This is a genomic window from Paraburkholderia sp. GAS448 (assembly GCF_050435685.1).
GTDB lineage: Bacteria > Pseudomonadota > Gammaproteobacteria > Burkholderiales > Burkholderiaceae > Paraburkholderia.
The window spans coordinates 33,217-48,107 of record NZ_JBNDKT010000020.1; the positions used below are offsets into that span (position 1 = coordinate 33,217).

Consider the following 14,891-nt stretch of genomic DNA (forward strand, 5'->3'; position numbering starts at 1 on the left):
GTATCGCGTTGGCGAATAAAAGAGTACGCGCCTTCGGCATGGTGCCCCACTCGCGCCGATTTTTTCCTTTTAGCGCTGGCGGGCTTGAAGAGCAAATGAGCACCGTGACGCCGTTTGTTATACCGCGAAACTGCGCTCTTTACGCAGGACGAGCGACTTCAGCAAATGGAATAGCCCCTCCATCCGCGCAGGTAGATCACGCCCGCGCGGCTCCCAATCGACGAAAGTCGGCCAGCTTCAGGATGGCGTTCGGCACACCGTGACGCACGTCGTTGCACGGGCCGTCGTCGATGATCCGACTACCTGGCACGCTGTCTGGCGAGATGTGGCGCTCAAAGTACAAATACCGGCGGCACGGGTCAAGTTCCCACGGGCGAATTGCGCGTAAATAGTGACCGGAGATTGTGCAACAGCGACGCTGTCGAATCGACAACGATCTACGCAGGGTGATCGCCGCATCACGTGGTCGGGACGTTTGGGCTGTACGAGCGGGAGCACGGAGATTCGTTGTTGCGAGCGGGTCTACTTGTGACGTGGCGGGTGCCTGGTTCCGAGTTGATCTGCTAAAACAGAGGCGAAAAGATCGGCGAGTACATGCAGCATGATTAGGTCTCCACAATGTACGACGACATGTACAAGATGTCAGTCTGGTCGCGTCTACGCGCAACGTTCCACTCAACGAGACGACGCCAAACCACACCTCTGTTCACCCCGGTACCACGCCATTCATTCACAAATATGAACTACAGGAGACTCCCTTCATGACGAAAAAGATTCCCGGCACTCACGCCATTCGAAACGCCGCCGTCGGCGGCGCCTGTACACTTGCCGTCACATTGGCCGGTGCACCCGCCGCCCACGCGCAAAGTAATGTCACCCTCTACGGCATCACCGACGCCTCGATCCTCTATACCAGCAGGACGTTCAACCTCGCCACCGGTGCCAGCGAAGGACACCAGTTTTCCCTCCAATCCGCCGGCGAAAACGCGTCCCGTTTCGGCCTGCGCGGAACCGAGGATCTCGGCGGTGGACTCGCCACCATCTTCGACCTCGAAAGCGGCATCGACATCTCCAATGGGGGATTCGGGAACTCCAACGGCGAGTTCTTTGGCCGCCAGGCGTGGGTCGGCGTCACCGGCGGCTTCGGTACCCTCACTGCGGGTCTCCAGTATTCGCCTTTCCTGTTGTCCGTCGACACGAATGACCCCCGCGACTTCAAACAATTTGGCAGCGGGCTCGTCAGCTACGTCGACAACGTCATCGTCACCGGCCTTTTCAACCCCAACTCCATCATGTACACGTCGCCCGAGATCGCCGGTATCCAGGGCCGTGCGATGTACGCATTCGGTGGATCTCCGGGAGACTTCAAAGCCGGACAACAGTATTCGGCCGGGCTCGTCTTTCACTACAGCGGCTTGCTTCTCACCGCCGCGATGTATAGCGGCAACCCCGGCGGCTCCGCAGCCGCCATCCCGAACCCCAGCACCATCGCCTTCTCGGGGCGGAACATCGGCGCCACCTACTACTTCGAGCGCCTGACGGTCAAAGCCGCCTACACCCTCTACAAGGTCGCTGGCTCCTTCGACAACCGCGTGATCTCCGGCGGCCTCGCCTACAAGCTCACACCCTTCCTCTCCATCGACGGAGGCGCCTGGTACACCCGCGACGGCAACGACTCGAACAACCATTCGATCCTCGGCTCGCTCGGCGTCGAATACTCGTTGTCCAGGCGCACCACGCTCTATAGCCAGGTCGCCTACGTCAACAATCATGGGGGCATGAATACCGGCCTCGCGATCAACGGCGCGCTCTTCGGCGTACCTGGCTCCCAGTTCGCTGCCGACCTCGGCATTCGCCACTCGTTCTGAACGCTTCCGGACGACTGCGGCCGGGGCATGCCGACCGCAACGCGACCAAAGCGACCGGTACGAAGATGTGAAGGCGTTGTTCGCCAGGCGACTACGCCCGGTCAGTGTGTTAACCGCAAGCTTGCGCAGATGCCATTCAAGCTGGCCGACCCGGTGTGGATCGTCGTCAGGCAAGCAGGCGTGACGGCCGTCCCGCCGGCCTCGCGCCCGCACCGAAACAGCGGCACGGCACACGCTTTCCAATTGTAGCGACAGCACCGCCGCAGCAGCGTCCCAGCGGCCGCGACGACACCAGGCTTAAGCCCGAAAGGAGACAATTCATGAAATCTGCCGCGATTACCAGCGTTCCGCCATCGCAATCCTCGCTTGCCAAGGCGACCGATGCAGTATTTCTAAAGATCAGTTGGCGAATCCTGCCGATACTGATGGTCTCGTACATGATCGCTTACCTGGATCGCGTCAACATAGGCTACGCGCAGCTACAGATGAAACAGACGCTGCCGTGGAACAACGCGGTCTATGGCATCGGTGCCGGCATCTTCTTTCTCGGCTACTTTCTTTTCGAAGTTCCAAGCAACCTGCTACTAGCGAGAATTGGTGCACGCAAGACGTTGCTGCGAATCATGGTGTGCTGGGGAATCGTCGCTGCCGCGACAATGTTCGTCGCAACGCCGACAGAGTTCTATGTCGCCCGCTTCCTGCTTGGTGTCTTCGAGGCAGGCTTCTTCCCCGGCATCATTCTGTACTTCACATGGTGGTATCCACCGGTGCGTCGCGGCCAGGCGATCGCAATCTTCATGTCGGCGACAACCATTGGCGGCGTGATCGCGGGGCCGCTGAGCGGCGCGATCCTGAAGTACCTGCATGGTGTCAACGGCTCGTTCGGCTGGCAGTGGCTGTTTCTGCTTCAGGGACTTCCCGCGGTAGTACTCGGCATCCTTATCTTCCTGTTTCTGGAGGACAAGCCGGCGGACGCGAAATGGCTTTTGCCTGCCGAGAAAGGCCTCGTGTGTTCCAGTCTCGAACACGACAGGAATAATGCTCAGAGCGAGATCCACCCGAAGTTGGGGGAGATCCTGCGCAACCCCAAGGTCTGGCTGCTGTCGCTGGTGTATTTTCTGCTGCTCGGGGCGACCTATACGATAGTGTTCTGGGCTCCGACCTTGATCCAGAGCTGGGGGGTCAAGGACGTGCTGGTGGTCGGTACCCTGGCGGTGATCCCGAACGGATGCGGCGTGATTGGCATGATCCTCATTGGCCGCAGTTCTGACCGACTGCATGAGCGCCGCTGGCATTTCGCGGCCTGTGTTGCCGTCGCGGCACTCGGCCTGTGGAGCACCACACTGCTTCAGGGCAACCTGGTGGGCGGGCTGATGGCGCTGTCATTCGCCGTAATCGGCATCGCCGCTGCGACGCCAGTTTTCTTCACGCTGGTTAGCGAGTGTCTGTCGGGAGGTTCCGCCGCCGCAGGCATCGCACTGATTAGCAGCCTCGGCAACCTTGGCCCAGCGGTGAGCCCGACGATCAACGGGCTGATCACACAGCACACCGGCAGCACGGTCTACAGCATGTATGTGGTGGTCGGGCAGTACCTGCTGGCCGGGATCATCCTGCTAGTCTCGGCGCGTTCAGCAAAGGGCGTGCGGTATGAAAGCCCAGCTCGAGCGGACCATCCGCGTTGACACCGTGCGAACAGGTTTGCAGCGTCGCGATGCCCCGCCTCGGGCGGCATCTTCAACGCGCGACATCGCTCAGCCGCTGGCTCGTTGCGGGCCAGTTCAACGAGCAGCGCCGCTGGTCGGCATGCGTCGCCATTGTGACCTTCGGCGAAGCGCCTGATCTGAAATGGTCAAGATTTGGGCCACCCATTGCCCAAAAAATCCGGTTCCGCTCTCGAAGACATGGCACGATCGGCCTGAGAGCCTTGTCAGAAAATCGACAGGCAAAAGCCACCTTCCGTGCAGCCGAGCCTTGCCAGATCCATGCCATACCCGACGCCCAGCCAGCCGGCGCCGTCCTGCAAACGGACCTGCCTGAACGCAAAACTGCGCCCTTCCTCGGAGACGCCGACAAGTTTGCGGAAAATTGCGCGATTCGGATCTTGCCGCAAAGCTACATGTCAACCGCATCATATAAGCCTCAGCACCGAGAACCGAAAGGAGGACCTGACATTAAAAGAGGCCTACCCGGTCACCGAGTGACCGGATGTACCTTAATTTAAAGAGGCGTGCTACAACGTCCGGGCGATCAACTCTTTCATGATTTCATTCGAGCCACCGTAGATCTTTCCGACTCTCGCATTGACATAGAGCTTCGCGATCGGATATTCGGCCATGTAACCGTATCCACCATGTAGTTGCAGGCACTCGTCAATGATTTCGCAACTTTTCTGAGTGCACCACCACTTCGCCATGGCGGCCGTCTCCGGATCGAGTTCACCACGCAGCACTTTTTCCATACAGCTATCGACAAACGCGCGCGCAATGGTCGCGTTCGTCTTGCATTCCGCCAACTTGAAGCGCGTATTTTGCAGACTGATAAGCTCCGCGCCAAACACCTTGCGCTGACGCACGTAGGCGATGGTTTCCTCAAGCGCTCGCTCCATTGCCGCCAAGGCGGCTACGGCGATGATCATCCGCTCTTGCGGCAATTGCTGCATGAGCTGGTAGAAGCCCCTGCCCTCTTCGTTGCCCAGTAAGTTCTCGGTCGAAACACGTACATCGTCGAAGAACAGTTCCGTGGTGTCCTGTCCTTTCAGACCGATTTTCTCCAACACCCGCCCCCGACGAAAGCCCGGCAGATCTGCGGTTTCGACGACGACAATCGAGACACCTTTTGTGCCCAACCCCGGATCCGTTTTGGCGACGACGCAAACAAGATCCGCGTTCAGACCGTTTGAGATGAACGTTTTCGAGCCATTGATCACGTAGTGATCTCCGTCACGTACAGCCCTTGTCTTGATGGACTTCAAATCGGACCCCGCGCCGGGTTCCGACATCGCGATGGCGCCGATCATCTCCCCCGTGGCCATCCTGGGAAGCCACCGTTGCTTTTGTGCTTCCGTCCCGTACCTCAAGATATAGTGCGCAACGATGCCGCTATGCACACTGTTACCGAGACTGCTCGCCAGCGCTTTCGCTTGCTCGAACATGATAATCACCTCGTGAGCAAACGTTCCTCCGCCTCCCCCATATTCCTCTGGAATGCTTGCGCATAACATGCCAACCTCGCCGGCTTTGCGCCATGCTTCGCGATCCACGTGGTGCTGATTGCACCAGCGCTCCTCATTCGGTAGGAGTTCGCGTTCGATAAATTTCCGGATCGCATCCTGGAAGATCGCGAGATCATCCGTGATCCACGGGCTTCGACTTTCCGACATAGAATCCATCCCAGGTTAGCTGCAGATTTGGTTCGAAATGACGGACAACCAACGCCGGCGTCCGTCCGCAGGCTGTCTGGCGAGACCTGAAACTGCCGCCAACGAAGGATGCAGTGGTCGTCAGACACTCATAAGTTGCTCAACGTGGATGCTGACCGTCGTCGACCTTCAAGATCGTACCGGTAACGAAATCGGACGATGGTGACACCAGGTACAGCAGCGTACTGTCAAGCTGTCGAGGGTCGCCCATCCGACGACGTGGAAAACGATCGGTCACCTCGCCGACCCGTTGCAGCATTCCACTCATCATCTCCGACTCAAACATGCCAGGTGCAATGGCGTTCACGTTTATGCCGAACTTTGCCCATTCGACCGCCAATGCCTCGGTCATTCGTACTACTGCCGCCTTGCTGATTGAATACAGCGCCGCCCCATTCCCACCATAATCGAAGGCAGTCATCGAAGAGATGTTGACGATCCGGCCAGGAAGTCGTGCGGCCATCAGCCTGCGCGCAACTTCGCAAGAAAGGATGTAGGGAGCGCGCACATTCGTAGCGAGGACGCGGTCGATCAATTCCACCGACATCCTGGTGGCATGGGTTGCATCTGGAATCCCCGCGTTGTTGACGAGTATGGATACGGGACCAAGCACCTTCCCGGCTTCCCCGACTGCCTCGATCAGTTGCGCTGCATCCGTAACATCAAGCCGGATAGTCACCGCCTCACCCCCAGCGCTTCGGATCTCGCTCGCCAGCTCCTCCAGTCGTTCGAGCCTTCGGGCTGCCAAGGCAACCCGCGCACCGCAACTGGCGAGCGTCTGCGCGAAACGACGCCCCAGTCCCGACGATGCGCCCGTAACAAATGCAGTCTGCCCTGAAAGGTCAATCGAAAAGTTGGTTGATGGCATCATGTTAGTCTCCACTCTTGTTTAAAGGGCTCAGTTCGTTCAGTTGCTGCGTCCTCGGGTCGGTATTTCGGAAAAAGGTATCGACTTGTCCACGCGAACCTCGCTGGGCAACCCCAGAACGCGTTCCGCGATGATATTGCGAAGTATTTCGTCTGTTCCGCCCTCAATCCTGGTTCCCGGCGAACGCATAAGCATTGCCTGGAAACGCCCGCCCGACGCCGCTTCGTCCGCGTTGGTCATCACGCCCGCCGGCCCTTGCAAGTCCAGGGCGAACATCGCGAGTTCCTGCATCGTCGTTCCGGCAACCAGCTTGCCTATAGAGTTCTCGGGTCCTGGCAATTGCCCCTTGGACAGGGCGGTAATCGACCTCATCGCGGTATATTTCAGACCGTTCGCACGCGTCGCAAAGCTCGCGAGCCGCGCTCTAACCATCGGATTGTCGATTGCAGGATGCCCGTCGAGTTGAGCATTCATGCAGTACCTGAACAGTTCTGGAAAGCCGGTGGGCATCCCCGATCCAATCGACAGTCTCTCGTTCATGAGCGTCGTGAGAGAGACTTCCCAACCCTGGCCCACCGCACCCAAACGTTGACTATCGGGAATCCGCACGTCCGTGAAATAGACCTCGTTAAAGTCGGAATTGCCACTTGCCTGCTTGATGGGGCGCACTTCGATTCCCTCGGAACGCATGTCCACGAAGAACATGGTGAGCCCTTTATGTTTGGGCAGGTTCGAGTCCGTACGAGTCAACAACAGGCCATAGTCCGCGTAGTGCGCGCCGCTAGTCCATACTTTCTGCCCGCTTACGATCCAATCTCCGGAGCCATCAGGCATCGGTGCTGCCCTCGTCCTCAACCCTGCAAGGTCTGACCCCGCTGACGGCTCGGAGAACAGCTGACACCAGATTTGCTCGCCTGAGGCAAGTGATGGCAGCAGGCGTCGGTTATGGACCTCGTCAGCCCAGGCGATCATCGTCGGCCCGCACATGCCATGGCCAATGTTGAACAGACGGCTAAGCGCTGTGTAGATCCCCTCTTCCTGATTCCAGATCACTCGCTCAATCGGACCCAAGCCTGCACCGCCGTACTCCTTCGGCCATTGGAGACAGGCAAAGCCGCCTTGGGCCTTCTTTTTCTGCCAGGCTTTCGAAGCAAGGATCGGGTCCTCACTCGTGACGCCGCTATGTCCGAAGCTCGCCTTAAGCAGTTCCGCGTCGAGATGGCTCGGTGCGTTCGCGTCGATCCATTCCCGCGCGCGCCGTCTAAAGTCCGCCTCTGCTAGGGTGTCGCTGAAATCCATGTTAATTCACCTCAGTTAGGTGCCAAATCGCGCTCACGGGACACCATTCGCTCAATCAGACGGTCTTCCCACGTCCAAAGCGAACCCACGGCAAGACTGAGTGCGTTGGAACGGCGGTAATAGAGGTGACAGTCAAATTCCCAGGTGAAACCCGCGCCGCCGTGCACCTGAATACTGTTCCTGGCGCAGTGCTGAAACGCCTGCGTCGCCGACACCCGTGCGTTTGCCGCGGCGACCGGCAATTCCGCTGCTTCTGCAGACAGCGCCCAAGCTCCGTAGTACGCATTTGAACGCGCCAGCGTTGCCGACACGTACATGTCGGCCAGCATGTGTTTGATTGCCTGAAATGACCCGATCTGGCGGCCAAAAGCCATTCGATCGAGGGCATAATCCCGCGCCAGTTCGATCGAACGATCGGCCCCCCCCACCTGCTCGAAGGCGATCAAAATAGCCGCTCGGTCGAGAACGCGTTCGATCGCCGTCCGACCCTCGCCCACATTGCCGAGAGGCTCCGCAGGCGCACCGTCGAATGTCAATCTGGCCTGACTCCGGGTCGGATCAATGTTCTGCACCAACTCACGCACGACGCCGGGTCCGCTCAAATCTACAAGAAACAGCGATATGTCATTCGATGCCCCGTATGTGTGATCGTGTGCAGCCACTATCGCAAAGTCGGCTGTATCGCCATCAGGCACAGGAACTTTGACACCGCGTATGCTGCCGTGCTTCGCAATCGTGCGCGTCCCCTCCGCGGCACCATCCCGCCCTGGGAATTCCGCCATTGCAAACGTTCCAACGATGTCGCCACTTGCTATTCCGGGGAGCCACCGCGACTTTTGCGCATCGGATCCCGCCAGCAACAGGAATTGAGCCGCAAGATAAATAGACGATAAGACCGGTACTGGAGCAAGACATCGCCCTAGTTCCTCCGCCAGGATACATAACTCGAGAAAACCGAGTCCCTCGCCACGATAGGCCTCCGGAATTGCGGCCCCCAAAACCCCAATTCCGGCCAATTCCTTGTATAACCCGCGATCGAACGAGTCCTTGCCCTCCAGGACGGACCGCACGACCGAGATCGGACACCGATCGGTCAGAAACCGGCGCAATTGATCCCGCAACATGATCTGTTCGTCGGAGAAATCCAGATTCATCGCTATTGACCCTCTTGACCATGGGCATCCTCACCCGTCTGAAAATTCACCCAGTGAAAATCCACGTTCGTTTTACGAATAGTTTGGTGGACGGTTCTCAAAGAAGGCGGCGATACCCTCCTTGTAGTTATCGTCACGCGCGCAGAGCACCTGGTTGCGGTCTTCCATTGCTATTACCGATTCCAGCCCTTGCGCGTCGACTGCATAGTTCAGAACGTCCTTCGTCAGGCGCAGTCCCAATGGCGTGGCATTCAGCATATCCTTGACCAACGCGCGACCCTCGTCCTCAAGGGCGTCCGGCTCCACAATCCGGCTGAATAGTCCGAGTTCGCGCGCTCGCTCGGCGTCCATGAAGCGACCGGTCAACATGAACTCCGCCGCAATCGAAGCGCCGACCATTCGCGGAAGAAAGTAGGAAACGCCTACATCACAGGCACTAAGACCGATGCGGATGAATGCTGCGTTCATCCGGGCTGACGGTGTGGCGACGCGCACGTCCGACGCAAGCGCTAATGCAAAACCCCCACCGCACGCTGCGCCGTTGACAAGCGCCACAATCGGTTGTGGGCAGCGCCGCATCGCCATGACAATTTCGGAAATGCCGCGTTGACCATCCATGTGTTCGGAAACGCTGTTGTAACCGCCCGTTCTGCGCTCCTTGAGGTCAAGACCTGCACAGAATGCCCGGCCGGCACCGGCCAGCACAACGACCCGAACGTCGCGGCGCCAGTACAGTTCGGAAAAGAGTGAACGAAGCTCCTCCACCAGCTTTGGATTCAGTGCGTTCAACTGGTCCGGCCGATTCATTGTGACCCATAGCACGGCCCCCTCCTTGCGAACAAGCAGATGTTCGTACTCCCTCATCGTTCTATCTCCCGGTGGAAATTAACCCACTCAAGCTGTCAGGTTGTTCTCGCTCGAATCACCGAGTCCGGAACCACCATCGCAATTCAGGATCGTGCCGGTGATATAGGACGCCGCGTCGGTACACAAAAAGACAGCACTGTCGGCTACTTCTTTTGCCTCACCGAAGCGGCGCATCGGAATGCGCGCCGCTCTTTCGGCAGCCGCTTCATCCGTCGGTGCAAGTCGTGCCATGCCTTCCGTTCCACGGATCGGCCCCGGTGATATCCCATTCACCCTGACGCCATGCGGGCCCCACTCCATCGCCAGCACGCGCAGTAGCTGATTGATTCCCGCCTTTGCGGCGCAGGCGTGTGCCTGCATCATGGTCGCGTTGACCGCCTGATTAGCGGTGATAGCAATCAGCGAGGCCCCAGGTCGATTCAAGAGGTCATAGCACGCGCGGAACACGTTGAACGTACCGTTGAGATCAATATCTACAACCGCGCGAAACCCCTTGGCCGACATTCCACGCGCCGGTGCTGTGAAGTTTCCCGCCGCCCCGGAAATCACGATGTCGAGCCCATCAAATGCTGTTGCAACATCTTCCAGGACGGCCCTGGTTGCGTCGAAATCACGAACGTCACACGAACGGCCGAGCGCACCTGTGCCGATCTCCGCAGCTGCAGCTGCAGCCTTATCCGGGTTCCGGCCAGCCACCGCCACGCGCGCGCCGAGTTGCGCAAGACGCTTTGCGATGCCCAGGTTGATTCCGCTGGTGCCGCCCGCGATAAACGCGCTGCGTCCAGATAAAATGTTCTCAGAATAAACGTCCACTTGAGGTGTCACCTTTATTACAATAATTTGGATCGCTAATTTTTTAAAATGTGTTCTATCTATCAGCGTTAACTTTCATCCGAAACAGCCTCATTGATCACTTCATCCATGAAGCTCCTGCCTTCCGACACAAGATACTCAAGGAGCGCCGCCGGCTTGAACCGCTCGCCGTAACGATTTTCGAATTCACGCATCTTTGCGAGAATCACGTCCAACCCCACAAGATCCGCCCAAAACATAGGCCCCCCTCGATACACGGGCCAGCCATAGCGCTTGATCCATACCGTGTCAATATCGGAAGCACGTACGGCAATTCCCTCTTCCAGAATCTTTGCACCCTCATTGATCATCGGGTAAAGGCAGCGTTCAAGGATCTCCTGATTCGAAATCGAACGCTGGGGGATTTGCCGGTTCAATGCAAGATCGCGCACAACTCTCTCGACAACTGCGGAAGGTTTCCTCCTGCCGTTGTGGTCGTAGTCGTAATAGCCAGACCCAACCTTCAGACCCACGCGACCCATTTCACAAAGGGCTTCGCAAACCGGCGAGGCAACCGTCACGTCCTGATCCAGTCCGTCATCAAGGCCGGCCAAATCACGCCGTGCAAGGGGCCCCATGGGAATCCCGAAATCATAGATGACACGATCGATATCCCAGGGCAACGCGCCTTCGAGCAGCAGGTTCTGCACTTCGATCGTCTGCTGCGCAAGCATTCGATCTCCGACAAGTCCATAGCAATTCTTGACGACTACAGGTACCTTGCGGATCTTCTTGCCCAGCTCTATAACCGTCGCGATGACCGTCGCGTCTGTTTTCGCACCGCGAATAACTTCAAGCAACCCCCTGTCGTTGGCTGGCGAGAAAAAATGCAGGCCGATAACATCTCGCGCTCGAGTCGTCGCTGCAGCAATCTCGTCAATGTCGAGGGAAGAAATGCTAGTCGCGAGAATCGTGCCCGGCGTGGCAAGGCTGTCCAGCTTTCTGAACAAGTCGACCTTCAGATCCAGGCGCTCAGACACTGCTTCAATGATCAGCTCGCAGCCGCTAACGCTGTCGAGCTTTATCGAAGTGTTCAACAGATTTGTTCGGTGGTTAATATCCTGTTGCGTCAACTGTCCCTTCTTTGCGGCAATCTCATAGCTCCGTTGTATCGCAGAGCAACCTCTTCGCAGAGCCGTCTGATCCGTGTCGATCATAGTTACCGGAATCCCGACATTGAGAAAATTCATCGCAATGTCCGGGCCCATCGTCTTCGCACCTATTACACCGACGTGCTCGATTTTTCGCTTTTCCGTTCTGACAGGTATGTCAGGAACCGTAGCGACCTTACGCTCTGCAAAAAATGCATAACGCTGCGCTTTGGATTGAGTCCCGTTCAGCAACGTTCGAAACAGTCGTCGCTCCTCATCCAGACCCTCTTTGAACGAAAGATTCACCGCCGCTTCGATGGCTTTGATATTCGCTTCCGGCGCATGGAATCCTCGGAATTTCCGGGCGTTCTCCGCCCGAAACTCGTGAAAAATTTCCGGCCTTTGGCGCGCTTCCTCAAGCTTGTCATTGAGGTCGGACAATTTCCTTAGCTTCACGCCCTTGGCGATAACACGTTTTGCGAAATCGATAGCGCCGTCACGTAGGTTGTCTTCATCGACCAGCTCGTCAAACAAACCTATCGCAACAGCAGTCTTCGCAGAAATTTGCCGTCCGGAAGTAAGCAGATCCAGCGCCCTTTCAACGCCCACGATACGCGGCAGACGCTGCGTTCCTCCAGCACCGGGCAAGAGTCCGATATTGACTTCAGGCCAGCCGGCCTTGGCCGATGGGACTGCGACACGAAAATGTGCAACCAGAGCGAGTTCCAATCCGCCGCCGAGCGCGGTGCCGTGAATTGCCGCAATGACAGGTTTCGATATGCCCTCCAACGTCTCTTGCACTTCGCGCAGACCTGATTCGACTATAGGTTTGCCGAATTCAGTGATATCCGCACCAACGATAAAGGTTCTACCTTTACAGACGAGAACGATTGCCTGTGCTTCCCGGTCGGCGCTCGCGCGTCTGAACGCATCGACCAATCCCCTGCGGACTTCAGCCGACAAAGCGTTTACCGGCGGCGAGTCTACCGTGACGATTGCAACATTGCGCTCGATCGAGACATCAACGACAGCATTGATGATACTCATGGTCTAAACCAGTCTTCCAGTGTTATGTATGCAACTTCGATCAGGTCGGTCAAGTCCACCAGGACTCTTTGGGTGCTACTACCGAATCTGAGAGAACGCTGCTCACTCTGATGCCGCCGCATCTTATCGCCGCGCATGCCCTTTAAAGTTTGCAGGACGCTTCTCACGAAACGCGGCAACACCCTCGTCGAAGTCCGGATTCTTGCCCGCGATGCGTTGAGCTTCCCGCTCAAGCACCAGTTGATTGGAGAACGGTTCATCCAAAGCTGACCAGGCCAGCTTCCGAATCAGCCGAAACGTCTCAGTCGGCCCACTCGCGAGCCGAACTGCAATCTCGAGTGCCGTGGAGACTGCTTCGCCATCAGGCACAACGCGATTGATCAAGCCCCAGCTCTTTGCCTGTTCGGCACTGATCTTTTCCGCCAGAAGCATCATCTCCATTGCCCGAACGCGCCCAGCTGCCGACGCGAGCAGATACGCAGACCCACCGTCAGGCACAAGTCCGACGCGTGAGAAGGCTTGCAGGAAATAGGCGCTCTCTGCGGCAATGACGATATCGCCCGCCAATGCGAAAGCACATCCGACTCCGGCGGCAGGTCCATTGACCGCAGTCACGATAGGAATGGCGAGATCGCGAAGATGCAGCATGAGTGGATTAAACTGCCGCTCAAGCCGCTCTCCCGCATCGCGCTCATCGACAGATTTTCCTGCCGCTCCGGTGACAAGGTTCACACCCGAGGAAAACCCTCGCCCCTCCCCGGTCAGGACGATGGCGCGAGCCTCTGCTTCGGCGCGAGTAAAGGCTTCCTTGAGTTGATCGGCCATGGCCTCCGAGAATGCATTGAGGGTTTTGGGGTCGTTCAATCGGAGGATCGCGACATCATGCTCCAGGGTGTAATTTACCAATGCTTCAGACATCAAACGTCTCCTCTATCTACTTTTCGAGAGTCCCTTAAATGCCCGGCAAATAACCTTAACTCTCGGGAAATGCCGCCGCGATGGCGTTGGCGTACGCCCCGGGCTCGATTGGGGTTGCTGGGCGAACAGGTACCTGATCCCGACATCGAAAGTCAATTCCGAATCGATGTATCCGCGTGTCTTGCATCTGTCCAAAATCAGTTACCGGAACGAATAGCCACTACGGATGCGTTTCGCTTCATCCTTCGGCGGTCTCGTGCCCAACCAACCGGAGTAGCAGACAGGTCGATAGATCTGGACGGCATTTCGCCATTCGTCACAACGTGCCAAATTCCACTTGCAGCTTCCCGGCGTGGCCTGTTCGATACATCCCGACTATTGCGTTTGGCAGATTCTCAAAACCCACTACCATATTTCTGATGGGCTTTAGTCTCCCTGCGAGCATCAGACGGGACAGGTCGTCTTCCGCGCGATGGCGCTCGTGATAGAACGCATCGACAATCCAGGCCTCCGACTTGATGTTCCGTTCGCGAAGAATCGTCTCGATCTCATCTGTAATCCCGACCATCTGACGCAGTGTCGTGGGTACACTGCCACTGTCAAATTTGTCGGCATAGAGTGCGGCGGCCGCCCCGTAGGACACCATGCGCCCATTGCGATTCATCAGTCCGACTACGGCTTCGGTAAGCGTCCCACCTACACCGTCAAAATAGACGTCAATCCCGTCGGGGAAGGCGTCAGCAATTTCGGCTTTGAGGTTGCCCGATCGATAGTCTATGCAACTGTCAATACCCAGAGTATCGACGACCCATTGGCATCGGTCAGAACCACCGGCAAACCCAACCACGTAGCTTCCGGAAATCTTCGCAAGCTGAGCCGCAATCGAGCCCACAGAGCCGGCGGTACCAGCCACGGCGACCTTATCGGACGGCATGAGCGGACCACACTCTCGCACCCCGAAGTACGCGGTCATGCCAGAGGTGCCGAACATTTCCATCAGCACCGCAGGCGACCACATCTTCACCATCGCGGGCCTGAAGGCGTAGGTCCATTGTGAATTGGTGCCGTTTAACGCCTTGACCAGTTCGCTCGGGGATGGGTAACCGATGGCCTTATCGGAGCTCGAGATCACCTGAAAATCTTGCCAGCCCGTCTGGCATGTAATGACATCACCCTCTTTGAAGGCAGGATCACGTGACTTGATCACCACCGCACATGCATAGTTCGACGGGTCAGTTTCGCCAGGTTTCGTGATCCCTCTGGCCATCCGCATGCGAGTGGCCGAATGAACATTGACGAGAACCACCCGGACCAGAGCTTGTCCGGGTTCAAGTTCCGGAATCGTGCATTCTCGCATCTCGAACTGTTCCAGTTCGAGCGTATCGTTCACCACAGGTTTGGCGTAAATCCACTGCCTAAAGGTCTGAGGCATTCGCGGCCTCCTTGATTTCAATCCGTGGTCTGCTCACAATCATCGCCGAAAGCTCTCAAGAGTGCGAAAAGGGCGGC

At 57.5% G+C, this 14,891-nt stretch carries 12 protein-coding genes; 2 read left to right on the plus strand and 10 right to left on the minus strand.

The features are described 5' to 3' along the window. The first annotated feature begins 761 nt into the window (after positions 1-761). Positions 762-1,868, plus strand: coding sequence for a porin (locus P3T23_RS29570; RefSeq protein ID WP_429319637.1), 1,107 nt, complete (start codon positions 762-764; stop codon positions 1,866-1,868). Between the two features lie 320 nt (positions 1,869-2,188). Further along, entirely contained in the window at positions 2,189-3,550 is a 1,362-nt protein-coding gene (locus P3T23_RS29575; RefSeq protein ID WP_429319638.1) for an MFS transporter, read from the plus strand. A gap of 245 nt (positions 3,551-3,795) precedes the next feature. Here P3T23_RS29575 and P3T23_RS29580 read toward each other — a convergent pair whose 3' ends face one another. The 10 genes from P3T23_RS29580 to P3T23_RS29625 all read right to left on the minus strand — a co-directional run bounded on the left by P3T23_RS29580 (position 3,796) and on the right by P3T23_RS29625 (position 14,814). Then, positions 3,796-3,978, minus strand: coding sequence for a hypothetical protein (locus P3T23_RS29580; RefSeq protein ID WP_429319639.1), 183 nt, complete (start codon positions 3,976-3,978; stop codon positions 3,796-3,798). Positions 3,979-4,098: 120 nt separating this feature from the next. Next, positions 4,099-5,247 carry an acyl-CoA dehydrogenase family protein gene (locus P3T23_RS29585; protein WP_429319737.1) on the minus strand — a complete coding sequence of 383 codons (1,149 nt, stop codon included), beginning with the start codon at positions 5,245-5,247 and terminating at the stop codon, positions 4,099-4,101. A 139-nt stretch (positions 5,248-5,386) separates the two neighbouring features. Further along, entirely contained in the window at positions 5,387-6,157 is a 771-nt protein-coding gene (locus P3T23_RS29590) for an SDR family NAD(P)-dependent oxidoreductase (RefSeq protein WP_429319640.1), read from the minus strand. A 36-nt stretch (positions 6,158-6,193) separates the two neighbouring features. Then, complete coding sequence (locus tag P3T23_RS29595) at positions 6,194-7,453, minus strand: acyl-CoA dehydrogenase family protein (protein WP_429319641.1); 1,260 nt, start codon at positions 7,451-7,453, stop codon at positions 6,194-6,196. 11 nt (positions 7,454-7,464) lie between these two features. Beyond that, a complete protein-coding gene (locus P3T23_RS29600; protein ID WP_429319642.1) occupies positions 7,465-8,607 on the minus strand; it encodes an acyl-CoA dehydrogenase family protein in 1,143 nt (380 codons plus the stop codon). 72 nt (positions 8,608-8,679) lie between these two features. Beyond that, a complete protein-coding gene (locus tag P3T23_RS29605; protein WP_429319643.1) occupies positions 8,680-9,471 on the minus strand; it encodes an enoyl-CoA hydratase/isomerase family protein in 792 nt (263 codons plus the stop codon). 30 nt (positions 9,472-9,501) lie between these two features. Further along, the gene (locus P3T23_RS29610) at positions 9,502-10,287 is read right to left on the minus strand and encodes an SDR family oxidoreductase (protein WP_429319644.1); all 786 of its coding nucleotides are present in this window, start codon (positions 10,285-10,287) and stop codon (positions 9,502-9,504) included. A 68-nt stretch (positions 10,288-10,355) separates the two neighbouring features. Next, positions 10,356-12,464, minus strand: a complete 2,109-nt coding sequence (locus P3T23_RS29615) for a 3-hydroxyacyl-CoA dehydrogenase NAD-binding domain-containing protein (protein ID WP_429319645.1) — start codon at positions 12,462-12,464, stop codon at positions 10,356-10,358. Between the two features lie 123 nt (positions 12,465-12,587). Further along, entirely contained in the window at positions 12,588-13,382 is a 795-nt protein-coding gene (locus P3T23_RS29620; protein ID WP_429319646.1) for an enoyl-CoA hydratase-related protein, read from the minus strand. Between the two features lie 316 nt (positions 13,383-13,698). Further along, positions 13,699-14,814 (minus strand): zinc-binding dehydrogenase, encoded by a 1,116-nt coding sequence (locus P3T23_RS29625; protein WP_429319647.1) that lies wholly within the window; start codon positions 14,812-14,814, stop codon positions 13,699-13,701. Positions 14,815-14,891 lie beyond the last annotated feature (77 nt).